The following is an 18,963-nucleotide window of genomic DNA, read 5'->3' on the forward strand; positions in this document are numbered from 1 at the left end:
GAACTGCGCCGGCTGGCGCTTCGTCGCACGGGCGCTGATCCGTCCTGCCCCGGTGCAGGAGGCAAGCTGCGCTGCACCGCGTCATCTTCCTCCGGCGGCCGGCGGCCTTCATCCTCGGGCTGACCCCAGTGGGGCCGGTCGCGCGCGGCCTCCCCATCGAAGGCGCAATGGTTGCCCACGAAACCGCACAAGGCCCGGACATGCCGGGCTTCGAGAACGTACAAGGCCCGGACATGCCGGGCTTCGAAACCGTACAAGGCCCGGACATGCCGGGCCTTGCGAGAATGAAACCAGGGGGCGGGATGCGGCGGCGCGCGCCGCCAACGGCGAGCGAACTCAGGGCGCGGGCGCGAACTTGATGTCCGACGGCGATACCGCTTCCAGCGTCTGCACGGTCTTGCCGAGCCTGCCGTCGGCGGGATCGCGCTCGATCACCACCAGGTTGCCGCTGTGTTGGTTGGCGACGATCAGATGACGGCCATCGGGCGAGAGCGCGAATTCGCGCGGCCCGCGGCCTTCGCTGCTGCGACGCTGCAGCGCCGACAAACGCCCGCTGTCCGCATCGACCGCGTATACGGCGATGTGGTTGTCCTCGCCGCGGTTGCTCGCATACAAAAAGCGGCCGTCGGCGGACAGATGCAGCGCCGCGGCGGCGTTGCCGCGGGTCCGGCCCGGGTCCATCGCCACCGTCTGCACCGGTTGCAGACGACCGTCGGTGTAGTCGAGCACCACCACTTCGCCGCTCATTTCCAAAGTGAGATAGGCATGGCGGCCGGACGCGTCGAACAACAGATGGCGCGGGCCGCTGCCGGGCGGCAGTTCCAGGAACGGCGTCGCCGCCGCGCGCAGCGGCCGTTCGCCGCTGCGCACCGGGTCGTAGCGATAGGCATAGACCTTGTCGGCGCCGAGGTCGGCGGCGAACACGTGGCGGCCGTCGGGCGACGGAACCGCCGCATGCACATGGGTCGACAGCTGGCGTTCGCGATCGGCCTGGCTGGCGCGATGAGTCAATACCTGCACCGCCGACTGCAGGCGGCCCTCGCCATCGACCGGCAGCACCGCGAGGGTGCCGCCGGGATCGGCATTGACCGAATAGTTGGCGACGAACAGATAGCGCCCGTCGAGGCTCGGCGCCGCATGCGCGGGTTCGTCGCCGAGACAGTTGGCCTGCGACAGCGGCTTTGAGCGGTCGCTGCCGCGCGCAAGGGCGAAGCTGCTGGCGCGGCCGACCGGGTCGTCCGACTCGGGGCCATTCTCGTTGACCGCGAACAAGCGGCGGCCGTCGGCGGAGAAGGTGAACCACGAGGGGTTGTCGGTTTCGATCACTTCCAGCGGTTGCGGCTCGATGCGTCCCTGGGCCGGGTCGAAACGATAGCGGCCGATGCCCTTGCAGACCGCGCCGGTGTAGCAACCGACCAGCAACTCGGGCTGCGCGCGCTGTTCGGCGGCAGCGGCGGGGGCGGCAACAAGCGTCATCGACAGACTCCAGGCAAGCAGGGGGGATCGCAGGATCATCGGGCTCTCCGGCGCCGGCGGCGCGACGCCCGATCCTGCACCAGCGCACGGCGATGGCCAAGCCTGGGCGCCCGCGCCCCTCACCGGGGAATTTCACCGCGCCCGTCGCGGACGGCCGACACCCCGATTCGCCGACGCTTTCCTGCATTCGGTCGCCCCGCCGGACTTTCACGGCGCCCCGGCCGCATCGCCGGCATCGCTGCGGCCGCGCAGGCACCGCGCCGAAACGCGCCGCCGCGCAGACTGGGCCGGGCGCGACGGTCCGCGTATCCTGAGCGCCTGATCTCCAACGCCCGTCGCCCCGCACCGGGTCGGCCTCGCACCACGTCAGTTCACTACCGAAAGAGCGCCAGCATGACCGACACCCCGCCCGACCGCCTCTCCAACGACACGCGCAGCCCCTATTACGACCCGGCCGTGCTCGAACGCGGGATCGGCCTGCGCTTCAACGGCGTGGAGAAGAACAACGTCGAGGAATACTGCGTCAGCGAAGGCTGGGTGCGCCTGCCGGTCGGCAAGTCGCTCGACCGCCGCGGCAACCCGATGACGATGAAGGTCAAGGGCCAGGTCGAGCCCTATTACCTGACCGAAGCACCGCAGGCCGAGTAAGCCCGCCTGCCCGCGCCGCGCCGTCGCCCACCGGGGCACGGCGCGCCGCCATTTTTTGCGGACACTTTTTTTCGCAGGCGATGTCTTAAACCCGCCTCCTGGATCGTCGATACAGCAACAGCCCCCGAATGCCGCATCCGCGGCGGGGCGCACCGCTACGACCTTCCGGAGATCCGCATGTCCCTCGCTGCCAGCCTGTTGTTGTTCAAGCTCGTCTTCATCGCCGGTCTGGCGTTGTGGCTCACCGTGGTCGCGTTCAACAACCTCATCGCCTTCCGCAACGGCGTGTTCGCGCTCGCCTCGATCATGCGCATGACGCCGTTCGAGCAAGCGCCGGCGATCCAGACGCCCCTGCTGTCGCGTCGCATCGAGCGGGCATCCTGGCACCGTGCCGCGTTCTCGATCGTGCTCGGCGCCGAGATGGTCACGGTCGTGCTGTTGTGGGCGACGGTCGCCGCCCTGGCCGGCCTCGCCACCTCCGCCGACGCCACGATCCTGGCCAACCTCGCGCTGACCGCCCTGATGGCGACCAGCTTCCTGATGGCGGTCGGCGGCAGCTGGTTCGCCTACTACATCCGTCAGGACAACCTGCAACTGATCCACTTCGTCCTGGTCGCGGTGGCCGTGCTCGGCCTGCTTGCGGTCAATCTGCGCCCTTGAGCGCAGCGCCCGGGCCTGCTCAGGCGGTGGCCGTCTCGCGCCATTGTTCGCACAGCCGGCGCATGTCGCCGGCCAGGGCCGGCACCGGTTGCGGCAGACGCAGCGCCGCTTCGAGCACGGCGCAGGCGCGGTCGAGGTCGCCTTCGGCCGCGGCCGACAGGCCGCGCGCATAAGCGCCGAGCGGATCGGCCTGGGCCAGCACCGGCGCCAGCCACTCGCACGCGTCCTTGGCGGTGCCGCGCATCAGCAGCAACTGCGCCAGCTGGAAACGGGCCACGACGAATTCGGGCAGCACTTCCAGCACCGCGCGCAAGCGCTCTTCGGCGCGATCGAACAAACCGAGCTGGGCGTGCTGGATCGCCAGCAGGTACTGCACGTGCAGATTGTCCGGCTCGCGTTCGAGCACGCGCTGCAACAGGCGCACGGCCTCGACGTCGCGCGCCTGATGGATGGCGTCGAGCGCGAGCCGCAGCAGGTCGGCGGTGGCGAGCCGGTCGGGGGTCATCGGGGCCTGGCGCCTCCCCGGCGCCGGCATTCGTAACGAGCGCAGATTGTGGACCAAGCCGGGCCAACGGAAAACGACGGCCGTCATAACGAAAAGCGAAGACGCACTTGCCTAGTGTGGCCATCGCCGTCGCCTCGACCCCATCGCGCGCCGGCCGACGTTCCCAAGACGCACAACCCGATCAACGGAGGATCACCATGTTGCTGCGCAACCGCCCCACCCCCACCCGCTTCCCCTCCGCGGCCCTCGCCTGCGGCATCGCTCTCGCCCTGCTGCTGGGCGCCTGCGGCAAGAAAGTCGAACGCGCCGACGCGGCGGCTTCGGCCGAAGCGGTGTCGATGCCGATGCCGGCGAAAGTCCTGATGGCCGAAACCGACCAGTCGGCCCCCGCCAACACCGAGAAATACGCCGAGGTCGAACCCAACCCGATCCACCGCGCCGCCGAACAGCCGGTGTCGACCTTTTCCATCGACGTCGACACCGGCAGCTACGCCAACGTCCGCCGCATGCTCGCCGCCGGCGAACTGCCGCCCAAGGACGCGGTGCGGGTCGAGGAACTCATCAACTATTTCGACTACGGCTACCCGGCGCCGGACTCGAAGGACACGCCGTTCAAGGTCAGCACCGAGCTCGCGCCGGCGCCGTGGAACGCCAAGCACGTGCTGATGCAGATCGGCATCCAGGGCTACGACGTCGACCGCAGCGAACTGCCGCCGGCCAACCTGGTGCTGCTGATCGACACCTCCGGCTCGATGGACGAGCCCGACAAGCTGCCGCTGCTGAAGAAAGCCTTCGCCCAGTTAGTCAAACAATTGCGCCCGCAGGACCGGATCTCGATCGTGGTCTATGCCGGCTCGGCCGGCCTGGTGCTGCCACCGACGCCGGGCGACCGCGGCGGCGAGATCCTCGACGCGCTCGAACGCCTGCAGGCCGGCGGCTCGACCAACGGCGGCGACGGCATCCAATTGGCGTATGCCACCGCCCGACAAGCCTTCATCCCCGACGGCATCAACCGCGTTCTGCTCGCCACCGACGGCGACTTCAACGTCGGCACGGTCGACCAGAAGGCGCTGGAGACCCTGGTCGCCGACCAGCGCAAGTCCGGTATCGCCCTGAGCACGCTCGGCTTCGGCAGCGGCAACTACAACGACACCATGGCCGAGCAACTGGCCGACGTGGGCAACGGCAACCACGCCTACATCGACAGCGCCCTGGAGGCGCAGAAAGTGCTCGGCGAAGAACTGGGTTCGACCCTGCTGACCATCGCCGGCGACGTCAAGGTCCAGGTCGAGTTCAACCCGGCGGTGGTCGCCGAATATCGTTTGATCGGCTACGAAAACCGCCTGCTGCGGCGCGAGGACTTCAACAACGATCGCGTCGACGCCGGCGAGATCGGCGCCGGTCACGACGTCACCGCTCTGTACGAAGTGGCCCTGGTCGGGTCTGGCGGCGAATCGGTCGATCCGTTGCGCTACGCGGCGGCCAAGCCGGCCGGCGAGGCCAAGCCCGACGACGGCGTGCGCAAGGACGAACTCGCTCTACTGCGCCTGCGCTACAAGCGCCCCGGCGAGAACGACAGCCGTTTGATCGAGACCCCGCTGCGGCGCCAGGACATCGCCGCGCAAGCCAGCGAACGCCTGCGCTTCGCCGCCTCGGTGGCCGGTTTCGGCGACCTGCTGCGCGGCGGCGCCCACGTCGACGCGAACTTCGGCTGGGACGGTGTGATCAAGCTGGCCGCCGATGCTCGCGGCGACGACCGCAACGGTTACCGCGGCGAATTCCTGCGGCTGGCGGAAACGGCCCGCGGGCTGCAGGCCTCGGCGGCGCCGGCGCGCGGGGCGGCGGTCGGCGGCGAGTGAGGCCGCGACGGTTCGCTGAATAATTAGCTACGGCCGAACCAGTGTTACGCACCCCTCATCCCAACCCCTCTCCCGCACGCGGGAGAGGGGCTTTGAACGGCAGCGATCAGGCGCCTTGCGCCACCGCGCTGTCGCGCTTGTGGAAGCCGACCGCGTAGTACAGCACCACCAACAGGACCAGGAACGCCGGGCCGACGTACAGCGCCACGCGCGTGTCGGGGAAATAGGCCATCAGGCCAACCACCAGCACCAGGAAGGACAGCGCGACCCACGAGGCGACGGGATACATCGGCATCCGGAAGGCCAGGCGGGCGCGTTCCTCGGCGCTGAGCGCCTTGCGGAAGCGCATGTGCGAAACCAGGATCACCGCCCAGGTCCAGATCGCGCCGAAGGTCGAGATCGAGGTCACCCAGACGAACACTTCCTTCGGCGCCAGGTAGTTCAGCAGCACGCCGAACAGCAGCGCCACCACCGACACCAGGATCGCCGCGCGCGGCACGCCGCCGCGCGAGGTGTTGGCGAAGAACGCCGGCGCCTGCTTCTGCTGGGCCAGGTTGTAGAGCATGCGGCCGGTGCTGAAGATGCCGCCGTTGCACGAGGACAGCGCCGCGGTCAGGACCACGAAGTTGATGATGCCGGCGGCCTCGCGGATGCCCAGGCGCTCGAAGGTCATCACGAACGGGCTGCCGGTGGTGCCCAGCTCGTTCCAGGGGTACAGCGACAGGATCACGAACAGCGCGCCGACGTAGAAGATCACGATGCGCCAGAACACCGAGTTGATCGCGTCGGGAATCGACTTGCCGGGGTTGGCGGCCTCGCCGGCGGTCAGGCCGATCATTTCCACGCCGAGGTAGGCGAACATCACCATCTGCAGCGACATCAACACGCCCTGCGCGCCGTTCGGGAAGAAGCCGCCGTGCGCCCACAGGTTGCTGATGCCGATGGCCACGCCGTTGTTGCCGAAGCCGAACACGATCATCGCCAGGCCGGCGAGGATCATCACCACGATGGTCACGACCTTGATCATCGCGAACCAGAATTCGAACTCGCCGTAGGCCTTGACCGTGATCAGGTTGACCGAGCCCATCGCGATCAGCGCGGCCAGCGCCCAGATCCATTGCGGCGTATCCGGGAACCAGACCTGCATGTAGATGCCGACCGCGGTGATCTCGGCCACGCAGGTCACCAGCCACAGGAACCAGTAGTTCCAGCCGGTCAGGTAGCCGGCGAGCGGGCCGAGGTAGTCGCGCGCGTAACGGCTGAAGGACCCAGCGACTGGGTTGTGCACGGCCATCTCGCCGAGCGCGCGCATGATGATGAAGATCGCCGCGCCGCCGAGCAGGTAGGCCAGCAGGATGCCGGGGCCGGCCAGCTTGATGGCGTTGGCCGAGCCCAGGAACAGGCCGACACCGATCGCGGCGCCGAGCGCCATCAGGCGGATATGGCGTTCGCTCAGACCGCGATGAAGTTCCTGCTGGTTCGTCTGCATCGGCGAGGCTCCCGGAATCGGTCCGGCACGACGCCCGCGCTGCGCTCAACGCGGCCGGACCGGAATCGGCGAAGCATACTCCGGGGTGGCGCGATGCGGCAGGCGTAAGCGAGACGGCATGCCGTCGAATCCACTGGTCCGCCTCGCCTCAGCCTCCCTTCCAGCGAGCCGAAGCCCCTCGCCCGCTTGCGGCGACCGCAGGGAGTGCACAGCTGAGAGGGGTTGGGGTGAGGGCACGCGCGCGGCTAAAGCACACGGGCCCTCATCCGGCCCTTCGGGCCCCCTTCTCCCGCTTGCGGGAGAAGGAAAGGCAACTCCCCCGCCTGCGGGAGAAGGGAACGCTGCCTCGCCCCGTCTATACCTCCACTCTTTCCTCAACTCTTCAACTTGTACCCGGTGCGGAAGATCCACCACACCGCCGCCAGGCACAGCAGCATGAAACCGGTGGTCATGCCGACGCTCAGCACGATGTCGACATCCGACTTGCCGTAGAAGCTCCAGCGGAAGCCGTTGACCAGGTAGACCACCGGGTTGAACAGCGACACGCTGCGCCAGAACGGCGGCAGCATGTCGATCGAGTAGAAGCTGCCGCCGAGGAAGGTCAGCGGCATCACGATCATCATCGGGATCATCTGCAGCTTCTCGAAGCCGTCGGCCCATACGCCGATGATGAAGCCGAACAAGCTGAAGGTGACCGCGGTCAACACCAGGAACACCGCCATCCACACCGGATGCACGATCTCGAAGTCGACGAAGAAGCGCGCGGTGATCAGCATCAGGATGCCGAGCATCACCGACTTGGTCGCCGCCGCGCCGACGTAGCCGGCGATCACCTCCAGGAACGACACCGGCGCCGACAGCAGTTCGTAGATCGTGCCCGACCATTTCGGCAGGTAGATGCCGAAGGAGGCGTTGGAGATGCTTTCGGTCAGCAAGGCCATCATGATCAGACCCGGCACGATGAAGGCGCCGTAGCTCACCCCGCCGATCTCGACCATGCGCGAGCCGATCGCCGAGCCGAACACGATGAAGTACAACGAGGTCGACAGCACCGGCGTGGCGATGGACTGCATCAGGGTGCGGAAGGTGCGGTGCATCTCGAAGAAATAGATCGCCTTGATCGCGTGCCGGTTCATGCGCGCACCTCCGGGCCGGACTGACGCGGCGACTTGACCAGATTCACGAAGATTTCCTCAAGCGAGCTCTGGCTGGTGTGTAGGTCCTTGAAGTCGATGCCGTGCTCGCCCAGGCGCCGCAGCAGCGCGGCGATGCCGGTTTCCTCGGACTGCGCATCGAAGGTGTAGACCAGCTCGTGGCCGTCCTGCGACAGGCTCAGCGCATCGCTGGCCAGGGCCTCGGGCAGTGCCGACAAGGCGGTCTGCAGTTGCAGGGTCAGCTGTTTCTTGCCGAGCTTGCGCATCAGCGCGCGTTTTTCCTCGACCAGGACGATCTCGCCGTGGTTGATCACCCCGACCCGGTCGGCCATTTCCTCGGCCTCGTCGATGTAGTGCGTGGTCAGGATGATGGTGACGCCGCTGTCGCGCAGTTGCGACACCATCGCCCACATCTCGCGACGCAGTTCGACGTCGACGCCCGCGGTCGGCTCGTCCAAAAACAAGATCGTCGGCTCGTGCGACAGCGCCTTGGCGATCAGCACACGCCGCTTCATGCCGCCGGACAGGGCCATGATTTTCTCGCCGCGTTTTTCCCAGAGCGACAGGTCGCGCAGGACTTTCTCCAGATACGTCGCATTCGGCGCCCGCCCGTACAGGCCGCGGCTGAACTTGACCGTATCCCACACCGTCTCGAACGCGTCGGTGTGCAGTTCCTGCGGCACCAGGCCGATCGCCGAGCGCGCAGCGCGGTAGTCGCGGACGATGTCGTGGCCATCGGCGAGCACCTGGCCGCCGCTGGGATTGACGATGCCGCAGACGATGCTGATCAGGGTGGTCTTGCCGGCGCCGTTAGGCCCGAGCAAGGCGAAGATCTCGCCGCGGCGGATGTCGAGGTCGACGCCCTTGAGCGCCTGGAAACCGCCGGCATAGGTTTTGGTCAGGCCCTTGATCGAGACGATCGCGGGCGCGTCGCTGCGCGCATGCGCGGGCAGCGGGGAAGCTTCGGAAACGGATGGCATGGACACTCCGCGGAGGCGATGACGCGGACGACGGCGCGAGACTCGCGCCGGGCGCGTGCGGTCGCCCAGTGTACGGCCGTCGCGCGCCGGCGGCATGGGCCGGCGCGCGACTGCGTGCACGGTTCGAGCGTCAGTGCGCGGACACCAGCGCGTCCAGACGCTCGAAGCATTCGCCCCAACCCGGGATGACTTCCTGCTGCTCGGCTTCGACGCGCTCGGCGATCGAACCGAAGCGCATCTCCAGAGTCAGCAGGGTCTTGCCCGCGCCGTGTTCGGCGAAGGTCACGGTGACGCGCGATGACTGCGAGGGCTTGCTGTCGTCGTCCCAATCGTCGATGTAGACCAGGCGCTCGGGTGCGACGATTTCCTGGTACGTGCCCTTGATCGGGTACTCGGCGCCGTCGGACGCGACCATGCAGATGCGGAACATGCGGCCGACCGCGACATCCATCTGCCGCACTTGGCTGTTGAAGCCGTGCGGCCCCCACCACTTCGCGACCTGCACCGGATCGGTCCAGGCCGCGAACACCAGCTCGCGCGGGGCGTTGAGAACGCGCCGCAAGGTGATGCTGTGGTCGTCGACCCTGTGGGTGGTGCGGTCGGAGGATGCGGTATCGGCGGTGCTGGGGCCATCGAACGTCATGGGAATTCCTCGGGCGATAGGGGAAAGCCGCGCGCCTCGGACGGCGCCGGGCCTTGCAGGACCTTCAGATAAACCAGATAGCTAATTAACCTAAACGGAAAGTACAGCGGCAGACCGGTGCGGTCAAGCCTCCGTTTCGATCGGTTCGCAGCCGAGTCCGGCGACGTCGCCAGGCCTCAGTCGGCCTGGCCGCCCACAGGCTTGCGCGGGCGCTTCGGCCCCGGCGCCGATTGCCGGCCCTGCGCGGCATCGATCTCGTCGATCCAGCCGGCGCGCGATCCGGCGAAAGCATCGGCATAGGGCACGTAGGGTTTGATGTCGAGCACCGGGGTACCGTCGAGCAGGTCCACGCCGCGCAGGATCAATGCGCCGGGTTCGACCGCGACCAATTCCACCGCCGACAAGCCCAGCGGATTGGGCCGGTGCGGCGACCGCGTCGCCAACACGCCGCGCTTGGGCCCGCCGCGCGGCGGCTTCACCTGCGCCTTCCAGCCCTGGCTGCGATGGAACGCGAAGATCAGCCAGATGCGTTCGAACCCGGCCAGGTCGGCATAGGCCTCCGGCGCCAGGTCGTCGACGAATTCCAGCCGCGCCTCGACCACCTCGCCGCTCTGCGTGCCCTGCACCACCGTCGATTGGTGCGGCGCATCGATGCGTTGCGCATAAGGCGAGCGCAGATAGGCGATGGGGCGGCAAGCGAAGACTTCGGACATCGGGCGTGGCCAGGCGTTGCGGAACCTCGGCATTGTCGCCGCAGCCCTTGTCGTGCGTCGATGACCGCAGGCATGGGCGTCATCGCTGCGGCCGGGATCGCAGCCCCTGCGACGGCTGCCCGGCAGATTGCCGCACCGATGCGGTGAGGACCTGCGCATTCATCCGGCGAACGCGGCGAGCGGATGCGGCGAGCGGATGCGGCGCATGAGTTTCGTCACTGCTGCGCCGCGCGACCAGGGCGTTATGCTCGGCGCCACAGTCCCCGCGGCGCGCTGCCCAGCCCTCGCCGCCAGCGGACCCATCGACGAACGCCTTCCTGCCTGCCCCCAGAGGACGCCATGAAATATCTGGTCATGATCTACAACGACGACAGCCTGATCGAAGCCCTGCCCGAGGGCGAGTTCGGCACCATGATGCGCGGCTGCCTGGCCCACGCCGACGCCTTGCACGACGCCGGCGTGCTGCTGGATTCGCAAATGCTCGCACCGCCGGCGCAGGCCACCACGCTGCGCACCCGCAACGGCCGCACCACCTTCATGGACGGCCCCTTCGCCGAAGCCAAGGAATACCTGGGCGGCTTCAACCTGATCGAAGCGGCCGACATGGACGAAGCCGTGCGCATCGCCGAATCCTTCCCGTGGAGCCGTACCGGCCGGCTGGAAGTGCGTCCGGTCGTGGACCTCGATCACGTGCGGCGCGAGTTCGCGTCCTGAGGGTCGGCTGAGCCGTCTTTCGTATCGCCTATGTTTCGTTGTCCCCCGCGGACACGAAACCGCAACAATGGCAGCGATACCGTCTCTGCCGGTCGCGTCGCCGACTCCAGCCCGCGACCACGCAACATCAATCTCACCGCGTATCCGGCTGTAAGGCGATAAAAGCAACAACAGCCTCCGTCCGCCGACGCTCGGCGATCTCAACCGCGTGTTCGAGACTTGGCCGCTTTCCCGGGCCGGGCCCGTTGGGTTCGGAACGGGGGACTCATCATGCACGCTCATTCCATCGCGCTCGCCGCCGCACTGGCGCTGAGCGCCGCCTCGCCCGCCTGGGCTCACGGCGGCGGCCTCAATGCCGAGGGCTGCCATAACGATCGCAAGCACGGCGGCTATCACTGCCATCGCGGCCCTGCCGCGGGCGGCGGCAATTTGCGGCCGACGTCGCCGCGCGCACCCGGTCGGGCCTCGTCTTGGGCCGACGACGACTCGGGGGCGGCCGATGGCAGCGGCGCCTACGCCAACTGCAGCGCCGCGCGCGCTGCCGGCGCCGCACCGGTACGACGCGGCGATCCCGGCTACGGCCGCCATCTGGATCGCGACGGCGACGGCATCGCCTGCGAGTGAAGCGCCCGCGAGCGCGGCAAGGATCGTGAATTGGCGGCAACGGAATCTCCCGCATACGCGGGTTTAACGCCTTGTCGCTGGCGACGATACGGTGGCAGGCGGAGAATCGGGTCGTATCCCCACCGCATCGGAGCCCGTCATGAACCTGCGCATCGCCCTCGCCGTCCTGCTCTCGGCCGCCGCGCTGATGGCCGCAGACGTCGACGCGAAGTCCCGCAACGTCACCGATCCCGACGCGCCGCGCGCCTTGCCCGAACAGGGCCCGGTCGCGGTGCGCTGGGAAGACCCGGCGAAGTTCACCGAAATCCGCTACAGCCGCAATCGTTTCGAGGCCGAACGCGGCAACTGGGTCGAGCAACTGGCGCAACACCTGCGCACCCGCGCGCAAAAGCGGCTGCCGGAAGGTCAGCGCCTGGAAGTCGACATCGCCGACATCAAACGCGCCGGCGACTTCGAGCCCTGGCACGGTCCGCAGTTCGACGACACCCGCTTCATCCGCGAGATCTATCCGCCGCGCATCGTCCTGAACTTCAAGCGCCTGGACGCCAACGGCCAGGTCGTCGCAGAAGGCGAACGCACCCTGCGCGACATGAGCTTCATGATGGGTGCGCGCAGCGTCAGCGACAGCGACCCCTTGCGTTACGAGAAGCGCCTGATCGACGACTGGCTGTCGCAGGAACTGAAGGCGCCGGGCGCCTGAGCGTTCCCGCCTCGAACGCGGCATCCCCTGAAACGACGATCGCCCCGGATGCCATGCATCCGGGGCGATTTTTTATCCGGTGCCGGTGCCGCCCACTGCCGAGGGCCTCGATGGCAGTGGGCAGATGGGCATCGCCCGACTATGGCGATGCCTGGCGCAGGGGCTTACTGCTGGGCGGCGTGCGGTTCCGCATTCGGGTCCATGTAAAACACTTCCCAGGTGTGGCCGTCGAGGTCTTCGTAGCTTCGCTGGTACATGAAGCCGTAATCCGTCGGCTCCTTGGGGATGACCGCGCCGGCCGCGATGGCCTTTTCGACCAGTTCGTCGACCTTCTCGCGGCTCTCGGCCGACAGGCCGAGCAGGGCCTCGACGCTCTTGGAGGTGTCGCAGATCGACTTCTTGGTGAAGGACTGGAAGAACGGCTCGACCAGCAGCATGACGAAGATGTTCTCGCCGACGATCATGCAGGTGGCGTTTTCGTCGGTGAACTTGGCGTTGAAGGTGTAGCCGAGCTGGGTATAGAAGGCGACCGCGCGGTCGAGGTTCTTGACGGCGAGGTTGACGAAGATCTTGGGCTGGTCGGACATGGCGAATCCTTGGCGGGATGAAGGGAGGTTCGGCGGGCGGGTCGGATAGGGTCTGTTTCCTGCCTGCTTATGACAACGACGAACCAAGATCGGCGCAATCGACACGATCGCAAAATTATTTTTTTTGGCGCTCACCACTCCCCGCACCCGGCCCGCCGCCCCCCCCTGCCCCCTGGCCCAGCCCGCGGCGAGAGTCCCTGCCTTCTTTGTAGGAGCGGCGTGAGCCGCGACCAAGGAACGCGCAGAATTCGCGTCGCCGTCGTCGCGGATCGAAGCCACGAACTCTCGCGCGGTAGGAGCGGCGCAAGCCGCGACCGCGCTGCATCGGTCTCGCGCCGCAACCGGCGCCAGCCCCGTGAAAGCTGTCCAGGCCGCGACCGCTCCCCTCGGGCTCAGCCCTTAGAACGTCTTCGCCCCGCTCACCGCCAGCAGCACCGAATACAGGGACGTCGTCGCGGTCACGAACAGCCGGTTGCGCTTGGGCCCGCCGAATACCAGGTTGGAGACTCGCTCGGGGATGCGGATCTCGCCGATCAGGCGGCCGTCGGCACGATGGCAGTGCAGCCCTTCGCCCGCGCTGATCCAGACCCGCCCGTCCTCGTCCACCCGCACGCCGTCGTAGATCGCATCTGCGCAGCGCGCGAATTCCCGGCCATTCGACAGCCGGCCGTCGGCGCCCACGTCGAACACTCGCAGCACACCGACCCCGAGCCCGCTGTCGACGATATACAGCCGCGTTTCGTCCGGAGAGAACGCCAGGCCGTTAGGCTGGGTGAAGTCGTCGGCGACACGTTCCACCGAGCCGTCCTCTGGCGCGATGCGGTAGACGTGGCAACCGTCCTGTTCGCGCTCGGCTCGCACGCCCTCGTAATTCGAATCGATGCCGTAGGACGGGTCGCTGAACCAGATCGCGCCGTTCGACTGCACGACAACGTCGTTGGGGCTGTTGAAGCGACGGTCCCCATAGCGATCCGCCAGCACGCTGACGCTGCCGTCGTGCTCGACCCGCGTCACCCGCCGTCCGCCCTGTTCGCAACGGATCATGCGCCCCTGACGATCGACCGTGCCGCCGTTGGCGTAACCGGACGGCTGCCGGAACACGCCGACCTGGCCGTTGCATTCGTCCCAGCGCAGCAGGCGTTCGTTCGGGATGTCGCTCCAGACCAGACAGCTCAACGCCGGAAAATAGGTCGGGCCTTCCGCCCAGCGGCAACCGTCGGCCAGGCGCTCGACGTTGGCGCTCAGGCGGATGCAACGGCGGAACTCGTCGTCGTGGATCAGGTAGTCGTGGTTCGCCATGTCCGATGCTGTCCGCAGGCCGCCGATCCGGCCGGCGCATTCTCGATGGACGACAGCGCCGCGCCGCGGCGAATCGGCGCGCAACAAGGCCGCCGAACGGCGCCGTGCAACGGGCAAGGTGTTCGCTGCCTCCGCCCGCCGATCAGGCGATCGGCACCTGCAGCCCGGTCTTGACCGGGTCGAGCACGAAGGTGGTGCTAAAGCGCTTGATGTTGGCGTCCTCGAACCACAGCCGCCGGCTCAGGGCTTCGTAGTCGCGCACGTCGCGGGCCAGGACCACCAACACGAAGTCGTGGTCACCGGCGACGTAGTAGCACTGCTGCACCTGCGGCTCGGCGGCCATGCGGCGCTTGAAACGGTCGATCAGGTCGGTGCGGCTGCCCTGGATCAGCTCGATGCCGACGATCACCGTCAGGCCCTGCCCGACCGCGGCCGGGTCGACGATCGCGACCTCGGCGCGGATCGCGCCCTCGCTGCGCAGACGCTTGATGCGCCGTTGCACCGCAGTCGCCGACAGCCCGACCGACTCGGCGATCTCTTCGGAGGTGGTGCGGGCATCCAGTTGCAGGCGTTGCAGGATGCGTCGGTCGAATTCGTCCATGCGGCGGTCGGCGGGATTTCGGTGATGGACAGTCTAGTGGCAGCCCGCCCGGATGCACCGATGCCTCGCGGCCACTCAGGCGGTGTCGGGCAGGCGATGCCGCCTACAGCGATGCGGCCGCCCCCGGGGGGGAGCGGCCGCATCGGCGCCTCACGCAGCATCAATCCTTTTCGGTACCGATGACCTTGCCGGTGTACGGATCGATCTTCACTTCGACGTCCTTGCCGGTCGGGCTGTCGGCCTCGGCGTTCCAGATGCCGTCCTCGTAGTCGACATCGTGGACGTTGGTGTAGCCGGCCGCGGCCAGCGCCGCGCGCACGTCGCGTTCGCTCATGCGCGCGACCTGCTCGTTGGGATACACCGTGCCGGTGACCGGATCGAGGCGGACCTGGACGCGGTTACCGTCGCCGCTGCGCGCATCGGCATGCCAGACGCCATCGCCGAACTTGAGATCGTTGACCTTGGTATAACCCTGTTCGGCCAGACGCGTTCGGATCTGGTGCTCGGTCAGGGCTACGCTGCCTTGCGGCGATTGCGCCACGGCGACGACGGGGATGCAGGCCGCCAAGGCGAGCGCGAGCATGAGCGGCTTCATGGCGTACTCCTGTGCGTGGGGGAGTCTCGATTTTCGACAGAGCACGCAAACGGGGCATGAACATCCCCGCATTCATGCGGGCATCGCCGATGCAAGGAAGAAAGACGCTTAATCGACGGTATGGGCGGGGACAAGATTTCAATCGGCGCTCACCGATTCGTCACTCGGATCTAACGATGCCGTCAGGCCGACGAAACGATTGCGTCCCTCGAAGTCGAAGGCCGCATTTAGCCTTCCGGACGCTGCGCCGCCACCAACAACAGCATCGGCCGCTCGCGCTCCTCTTCGAGCGCCGGCGTCTGTGCGACCTGGGCGTCGCTCGGCCCCCACTCCTCGACGTGGGCGATGCGGAAGCCGGCCGCGATCAGGCCGTTGAGATAGGTGCCGAGGGTGCGATGCACCTTGCGCACGCCCGGCGCGAACCAATGCGTCACCCGCGGCCCCTCGGTCTGGTAACCGTTGACCGGCCAGGTCTTGCGGCCGTCGTCATCGCTCGACCAAGCCGGATGCGCGGGCGCGGTGTAGATCGGATGCTCGACGGAAAACAACAAGCGCCCGCCCGGCACCAGCGCGCGATGGACCCTCGCCAGCAAGCCCGGCAGATCGTCGAGGTAATGCAGAGTCAGGGAGCTGTAGACCAGATCGAACGCGGCCTCGCCCGGATCGAAGTGATCCAGATCGGCGCGAATGTAGGCGATGCCGGTATCCTGGGTCGTGGCCCGCGCGCGTTCCAGCATCTTCTCGGACACGTCGACGCCGACCACGTGCGCCGCGCCCTGCAAGCGCGCGTAGCGACAGAACCAACCATAGCCACAGCCCAGATCGATCACCCGCCGCCCGCGCAGTTCCGGCAACTGCGCCTGCAGCGACGGCCATTCCGGTGCGCCGACCAATCCTTCGATCGAACGCCGAAGTTGCGAATAGCCTTCGAAGAAGGCCGGATCGTCGTAGATATTCTGGGCCATGGTCGTTCGCTCCGATGCGGCCGCAGTATGCCGCAGCGCCTGTCTAGAACGCGTCGCCGTTAGGGGTAGGAGCGGCGCAAGCCGCGACCACGCCCCCCAGCGACGACGCGGTCGCGACGGGTGATCAAAGGAAACCCTATTGGAACGCGGCTCCTGCTGGAGAAGGATCCGCGCGCTTCTCAACGAACCGATGCGCCGAACGGCCGCCCACCCCGATTCACGCCGCCACCGATTTGGCCAACAGGCGTTCGATCGCCTCGTGCAACTGCGGATGCGCCGGCACGCGGATGCCGAATTCCTTGCTCAGCACCTCGATCACGCTGTCGGCATCGGCCAGCTCGCGACGCACGCTATCCGCACCGAGCCGGTGCACGGCGAAACTGCCGTTGTTGAAGGTCTTGCGTAAGCCCTCGCCGGTGCGGGCGACGAACAACTGGCCGAGGAACGGCGATTCGGGATACGTCGAGACGTACCAGTTGCCGACGACGTAGTCGATGTCGACCTGGGTCTGCAGGTCGAACACGTACATCGCCCGCCACTCTTCGCCGACGTGCGCGCGCAGCAGGTATCCACCGTCGCGCGGCTCCAAGCGATAGGACTCATGCGGCGTCGTTTGTTCGTCTTCGCTGTCCAGGCGCAACGGCGCGGTCGGCACCATGCCGCCGAAGCCGACGTCGGCGATGTAGCGCACGCCATCGATGGTCGCCAGCACCAGCATGTGGGTGCGCGCCGGCATGGCGTCCTCGGGGCCGCCCATCAGCACCCGGCCGGTCAGGCCGCGCGCGTCGTAGCCGAGTTGCTGCAGCAGGGCCAGGAACATCCGGTTGAGCTCGAAGCAATAGCCGCCGCGGCCTTCGTGCAGCAACTTGCGCTCGAGCGAGGCCAGGTCGATCGGCACCGGCATGCGCAGCAAGGTGGCCAGGGTCTCGAACGGAAACTCGGCGGTATGCCGCCGCTGCAGCTCGCGCAGGCTGTCCAGGGTCGGCGGCGGCGCGCTCTGGTAGCCCAGGCGTTGCAGATAGGTGCTGAGGTCTTGCAGGCGTGGCGACATCGCACGGCCCTCGGTCGCTTTGAAGTGCGGCCCACGCTAAGGCCTCAAGTGCGGTTGAGGTCAAGCCTCGTTTGCGCATTCGATTAACGCCACTGCGCGAACGGAGTGATCGACGAAAGGCACTGCGCCGCTGCAGGAGGGTCTTGCCCCGCATTCAGCAACCCGCGTCCGGCCCTGCGCATCACCGCGGATGCGCAGGGCCGGGCCAGCGAGCGCCTAGGCCTAAGTCTAGGCCGCCAGCGCGGCGTCGTATTCGGCGGCGAACTGCAGCGACGGGCGCTCGCCGCAGCGCTTGATCCAAGCCTGCACCGCCGGGTCTTGCGGCGCGCTGTCGGGAAACCAGGCGAACGGCGAGTGCAGCAACAGGTCGGCGGCGGTGTAGTGGTCGCCCATCAGATACGGCTGATCGGCCAGAGCCTTGGCGAGCCGCTCATGCAGCTGTTGCGGGCCGCGGAACGTCGCATGGACGTAGGGATGGCTGATCTCGGCCGCTCCCAGCAGCAGCACCGGCTCGACCACGCCGCCGTACCAGCTCAGCCACGACAGATAACGGCCGCGGTCCTTGTCGCCGATGGCCGCGCCGAGCTTGCGATGCGCGTACAGATCGGTGAGATACAGGATGATCGCCGGACTTTCCCAGATCTCCACGCCGTCGTGAATCAGCAGCGGCACCTTGCCTTCCGGATGCGGGTTGCGCGCATCGCCGTCGAAGGCTTGGCCCATGCGCTGGATGTCGACCGAGCGGACCTCGACGTCGGCCAATGCGTCGAGTTCCTTGAGCAGCGAGATGATTCGGGTCGAGCGGGAGTGCGGTGCGTGGATCAGAGTGAGCATGAGCGCCTCGATGGGATGGATAACGGCCGGTGCGGCAGGACCAAGATATCCACCATTGAGGACAAAATCGGTCCTCAATTCGAGCGAGGCCGAAGCATTCGTCGCCGCGGGGTGCGGGCCGACCGGAACGGCGACACAGCGGTCACCGCAGTTCGCGGCCAGCCGAAGGCCGACTGCAGGCAGCCAGGCGAACTCGGGGGTGGTCGAAGTCTTCGAGAGACGAAGCGGACTGCGAACTTCGCAGCCAACGCAGGCGCTAAGACAACCTGCGCGGATCGGGGTCGATCAGGGCCGGGCTTGCACCGGCCGGTACTGCTTGTTGTCGCCGTAAGCCTTGCCCTTGGTGTCGACGTTTGCGCACAGGCGGCCATCGCACAGGGTCACGTCGGCCTGGTTGTAGGCGCGCAGCAGGTCGGCGGTGACCCGATTCTCGTTGATGTCGTTGCGGTATTGCCACAGCAGCCAACCGCCGCCGGCCAGCAGCAACAGCACGCTGCCCAGGGCCGCACCGACCACTTTCCAGATCAGCTGCTTGTGCAGCCATTCCATGCGCTTGAGCTGGGCGGCCAGCGACTGCGAGCCTTCCTGCAACAAGCCGCCGGCATCCTGCAGGCGGCGCTCATAGGCGCCGACCGGCTGCGACAAACCGCTTTCGAGCTTGCCCATCACCGCGCCGGGCAGATTGCGCAGGCTTTCGTCGGCCGACTGCCGCACCACGCCGGGCACCTGCTGCGCGAGTTGCTGCAACTGCTGGTACACCGCGCGTTGGTGTTGCTCGATCTCTTCGCAGCGTCGCTCGAACTGCTCCATCAAGGCCGCGGTCTTGCTGACCAGGCCCATCAACTCGTCCTGTTGCATCCAACCGC

At 67.4% G+C, this 18,963-nt stretch carries 21 protein-coding genes; 6 read left to right on the forward strand and 15 right to left on the reverse strand.

Annotated elements, in window-relative coordinates; genetic code table 11:
- Window positions 1–336: 336 nt before the first annotated feature.
- Window positions 337–1,476 carry a lactonase family protein gene (locus GLA29479_RS11015; RefSeq protein WP_144436458.1) on the reverse strand — a complete coding sequence of 380 codons (1,140 nt, stop codon included), beginning with the start codon at window positions 1,474–1,476 and terminating at the stop codon, window positions 337–339.
- Between the two features lie 393 nt (window positions 1,477–1,869).
- Here GLA29479_RS11015 and GLA29479_RS11020 point away from each other — a divergent pair, with 393 nt between their 5' ends.
- The gene (locus GLA29479_RS11020) at window positions 1,870–2,124 is read left to right on the forward strand and encodes a DUF3297 family protein (RefSeq protein WP_057919254.1); all 255 of its coding nucleotides are present in this window, start codon (window positions 1,870–1,872) and stop codon (window positions 2,122–2,124) included.
- A gap of 177 nt (window positions 2,125–2,301) precedes the next feature.
- Complete coding sequence (locus tag GLA29479_RS11025; RefSeq protein ID WP_057971591.1) at window positions 2,302–2,784, forward strand: DUF2165 family protein; 483 nt, start codon at window positions 2,302–2,304, stop codon at window positions 2,782–2,784.
- 19 nt (window positions 2,785–2,803) lie between these two features.
- On the opposite strand, the gene GLA29479_RS11030 is transcribed toward GLA29479_RS11025, so the two are convergent.
- Window positions 2,804–3,289, reverse strand: a complete 486-nt coding sequence (locus tag GLA29479_RS11030) for a tetratricopeptide repeat protein (RefSeq protein ID WP_057971592.1) — start codon at window positions 3,287–3,289, stop codon at window positions 2,804–2,806.
- A 338-nt stretch (window positions 3,290–3,627) separates the two neighbouring features.
- On the opposite strand from GLA29479_RS11030, the gene GLA29479_RS11035 reads away from it, so the two are divergent.
- Complete coding sequence (locus tag GLA29479_RS11035; RefSeq protein WP_057973164.1) at window positions 3,628–5,148, forward strand: vWA domain-containing protein; 1,521 nt, start codon at window positions 3,628–3,630, stop codon at window positions 5,146–5,148.
- A gap of 106 nt (window positions 5,149–5,254) precedes the next feature.
- Here the strand turns inward: GLA29479_RS11035 and GLA29479_RS11040 are convergent, their stop codons facing one another.
- The 5 genes from GLA29479_RS11040 to tsaA all read right to left on the reverse strand — a co-directional run bounded on the left by GLA29479_RS11040 (window position 5,255) and on the right by tsaA (window position 10,127).
- Window positions 5,255–6,637, reverse strand: coding sequence for an amino acid permease (locus GLA29479_RS11040; RefSeq protein WP_057971593.1), 1,383 nt, complete (start codon window positions 6,635–6,637; stop codon window positions 5,255–5,257).
- 374 nt (window positions 6,638–7,011) lie between these two features.
- Window positions 7,012–7,773 (reverse strand): ABC transporter permease, encoded by a 762-nt coding sequence (locus tag GLA29479_RS11045; protein ID WP_057919258.1) that lies wholly within the window; start codon window positions 7,771–7,773, stop codon window positions 7,012–7,014.
- Window positions 7,770–8,771 carry an ABC transporter ATP-binding protein gene (locus GLA29479_RS11050; RefSeq protein ID WP_057971594.1) on the reverse strand — a complete coding sequence of 334 codons (1,002 nt, stop codon included), beginning with the start codon at window positions 8,769–8,771 and terminating at the stop codon, window positions 7,770–7,772. The genes GLA29479_RS11045 and GLA29479_RS11050 overlap by 4 nt, the downstream gene beginning before the upstream one ends.
- A 130-nt stretch (window positions 8,772–8,901) precedes the next feature.
- Window positions 8,902–9,414 carry an SRPBCC family protein gene (locus GLA29479_RS11055; RefSeq protein WP_057919260.1) on the reverse strand — a complete coding sequence of 171 codons (513 nt, stop codon included), beginning with the start codon at window positions 9,412–9,414 and terminating at the stop codon, window positions 8,902–8,904.
- Between the two features lie 176 nt (window positions 9,415–9,590).
- Window positions 9,591–10,127, reverse strand: coding sequence for a tRNA (N6-threonylcarbamoyladenosine(37)-N6)-methyltransferase TrmO (gene tsaA, locus GLA29479_RS11060; RefSeq protein WP_057919261.1), 537 nt, complete (start codon window positions 10,125–10,127; stop codon window positions 9,591–9,593).
- Window positions 10,128–10,466: 339 nt separating this feature from the next.
- On the opposite strand from tsaA, the gene GLA29479_RS11065 reads away from it, so the two are divergent.
- The 3 genes from GLA29479_RS11065 to GLA29479_RS11075 all read left to right on the forward strand — a co-directional run bounded on the left by GLA29479_RS11065 (window position 10,467) and on the right by GLA29479_RS11075 (window position 12,165).
- Window positions 10,467–10,841, forward strand: coding sequence for a YciI family protein (locus GLA29479_RS11065; protein ID WP_057919262.1), 375 nt, complete (start codon window positions 10,467–10,469; stop codon window positions 10,839–10,841).
- A gap of 270 nt (window positions 10,842–11,111) precedes the next feature.
- The gene (locus tag GLA29479_RS11070; protein WP_057971595.1) at window positions 11,112–11,465 is read left to right on the forward strand and encodes an excalibur calcium-binding domain-containing protein; all 354 of its coding nucleotides are present in this window, start codon (window positions 11,112–11,114) and stop codon (window positions 11,463–11,465) included.
- Window positions 11,466–11,604: 139 nt separating this feature from the next.
- Window positions 11,605–12,165: a DUF3016 domain-containing protein gene (locus tag GLA29479_RS11075; RefSeq protein ID WP_057971596.1), complete on the forward strand. Its 561-nt coding sequence runs from the start codon at window positions 11,605–11,607 to the stop codon at window positions 12,163–12,165.
- 164 nt (window positions 12,166–12,329) lie between these two features.
- Here GLA29479_RS11075 and GLA29479_RS11080 read toward each other — a convergent pair whose 3' ends face one another.
- The 8 genes from GLA29479_RS11080 to GLA29479_RS11115 all read right to left on the reverse strand — a co-directional run bounded on the left by GLA29479_RS11080 (window position 12,330) and on the right by GLA29479_RS11115 (window position 18,955).
- Window positions 12,330–12,752 (reverse strand): VOC family protein, encoded by a 423-nt coding sequence (locus GLA29479_RS11080; protein ID WP_057971597.1) that lies wholly within the window; start codon window positions 12,750–12,752, stop codon window positions 12,330–12,332.
- 399 nt (window positions 12,753–13,151) lie between these two features.
- Window positions 13,152–14,051: an SMP-30/gluconolactonase/LRE family protein gene (locus GLA29479_RS11085; RefSeq protein ID WP_057971598.1), complete on the reverse strand. Its 900-nt coding sequence runs from the start codon at window positions 14,049–14,051 to the stop codon at window positions 13,152–13,154.
- A gap of 142 nt (window positions 14,052–14,193) precedes the next feature.
- Window positions 14,194–14,652: an Lrp/AsnC family transcriptional regulator gene (locus GLA29479_RS11090; protein ID WP_057971599.1), complete on the reverse strand. Its 459-nt coding sequence runs from the start codon at window positions 14,650–14,652 to the stop codon at window positions 14,194–14,196.
- A gap of 160 nt (window positions 14,653–14,812) precedes the next feature.
- Entirely contained in the window at window positions 14,813–15,247 is a 435-nt protein-coding gene (locus GLA29479_RS11095) for a PepSY domain-containing protein (protein ID WP_057919268.1), read from the reverse strand.
- 227 nt (window positions 15,248–15,474) lie between these two features.
- Window positions 15,475–16,212 (reverse strand): class I SAM-dependent methyltransferase, encoded by a 738-nt coding sequence (locus tag GLA29479_RS11100; RefSeq protein WP_057919269.1) that lies wholly within the window; start codon window positions 16,210–16,212, stop codon window positions 15,475–15,477.
- A gap of 217 nt (window positions 16,213–16,429) precedes the next feature.
- The gene (locus tag GLA29479_RS11105) at window positions 16,430–17,263 is read right to left on the reverse strand and encodes an arylamine N-acetyltransferase family protein (protein ID WP_057971600.1); all 834 of its coding nucleotides are present in this window, start codon (window positions 17,261–17,263) and stop codon (window positions 16,430–16,432) included.
- A 228-nt stretch (window positions 17,264–17,491) separates the two neighbouring features.
- The gene (locus GLA29479_RS11110; RefSeq protein WP_057971601.1) at window positions 17,492–18,097 is read right to left on the reverse strand and encodes a glutathione S-transferase family protein; all 606 of its coding nucleotides are present in this window, start codon (window positions 18,095–18,097) and stop codon (window positions 17,492–17,494) included.
- A 285-nt stretch (window positions 18,098–18,382) separates the two neighbouring features.
- Entirely contained in the window at window positions 18,383–18,955 is a 573-nt protein-coding gene (locus GLA29479_RS11115) for a hypothetical protein (RefSeq protein WP_057971602.1), read from the reverse strand.
- Window positions 18,956–18,963 lie beyond the last annotated feature (8 nt).

Source organism: Lysobacter antibioticus (assembly GCF_001442535.1).
Classification (GTDB): domain Bacteria; phylum Pseudomonadota; class Gammaproteobacteria; order Xanthomonadales; family Xanthomonadaceae; genus Lysobacter; species Lysobacter antibioticus.

Coding starts and splice junctions, on each gene's coding strand:
- GLA29479_RS11015 (WP_144436458.1), bottom strand. CDS start 1,476: ATGACGCTTGTTGCCGCCCCCGCCGCTGCCGCCGAACAGCGCGCGCAG.
- GLA29479_RS11020 (WP_057919254.1), top strand. CDS start 1,870: ATGACCGACACCCCGCCCGACCGCCTCTCCAACGACACGCGCAGCCCC.
- GLA29479_RS11025 (WP_057971591.1), top strand. CDS start 2,302: ATGTCCCTCGCTGCCAGCCTGTTGTTGTTCAAGCTCGTCTTCATCGCC.
- GLA29479_RS11030 (WP_057971592.1), bottom strand. CDS start 3,289: ATGACCCCCGACCGGCTCGCCACCGCCGACCTGCTGCGGCTCGCGCTC.
- GLA29479_RS11035 (WP_057973164.1), top strand. CDS start 3,628: ATGCCGATGCCGGCGAAAGTCCTGATGGCCGAAACCGACCAGTCGGCC.
- GLA29479_RS11040 (WP_057971593.1), bottom strand. CDS start 6,637: ATGCAGACGAACCAGCAGGAACTTCATCGCGGTCTGAGCGAACGCCAT.
- GLA29479_RS11045 (WP_057919258.1), bottom strand. CDS start 7,773: ATGAACCGGCACGCGATCAAGGCGATCTATTTCTTCGAGATGCACCGC.
- GLA29479_RS11050 (WP_057971594.1), bottom strand. CDS start 8,771: ATGCCATCCGTTTCCGAAGCTTCCCCGCTGCCCGCGCATGCGCGCAGC.
- GLA29479_RS11055 (WP_057919260.1), bottom strand. CDS start 9,414: ATGACGTTCGATGGCCCCAGCACCGCCGATACCGCATCCTCCGACCGC.
- tsaA (WP_057919261.1), bottom strand. CDS start 10,127: ATGTCCGAAGTCTTCGCTTGCCGCCCCATCGCCTATCTGCGCTCGCCT.
- GLA29479_RS11065 (WP_057919262.1), top strand. CDS start 10,467: ATGAAATATCTGGTCATGATCTACAACGACGACAGCCTGATCGAAGCC.
- GLA29479_RS11070 (WP_057971595.1), top strand. CDS start 11,112: ATGCACGCTCATTCCATCGCGCTCGCCGCCGCACTGGCGCTGAGCGCC.
- GLA29479_RS11075 (WP_057971596.1), top strand. CDS start 11,605: ATGAACCTGCGCATCGCCCTCGCCGTCCTGCTCTCGGCCGCCGCGCTG.
- GLA29479_RS11080 (WP_057971597.1), bottom strand. CDS start 12,752: ATGTCCGACCAGCCCAAGATCTTCGTCAACCTCGCCGTCAAGAACCTC.
- GLA29479_RS11085 (WP_057971598.1), bottom strand. CDS start 14,051: ATGGCGAACCACGACTACCTGATCCACGACGACGAGTTCCGCCGTTGC.
- GLA29479_RS11090 (WP_057971599.1), bottom strand. CDS start 14,652: ATGGACGAATTCGACCGACGCATCCTGCAACGCCTGCAACTGGATGCC.
- GLA29479_RS11095 (WP_057919268.1), bottom strand. CDS start 15,247: ATGAAGCCGCTCATGCTCGCGCTCGCCTTGGCGGCCTGCATCCCCGTC.
- GLA29479_RS11100 (WP_057919269.1), bottom strand. CDS start 16,212: ATGGCCCAGAATATCTACGACGATCCGGCCTTCTTCGAAGGCTATTCG.
- GLA29479_RS11105 (WP_057971600.1), bottom strand. CDS start 17,263: ATGTCGCCACGCCTGCAAGACCTCAGCACCTATCTGCAACGCCTGGGC.
- GLA29479_RS11110 (WP_057971601.1), bottom strand. CDS start 18,097: ATGCTCACTCTGATCCACGCACCGCACTCCCGCTCGACCCGAATCATC.
- GLA29479_RS11115 (WP_057971602.1), bottom strand. CDS start 18,955: ATGCAACAGGACGAGTTGATGGGCCTGGTCAGCAAGACCGCGGCCTTG.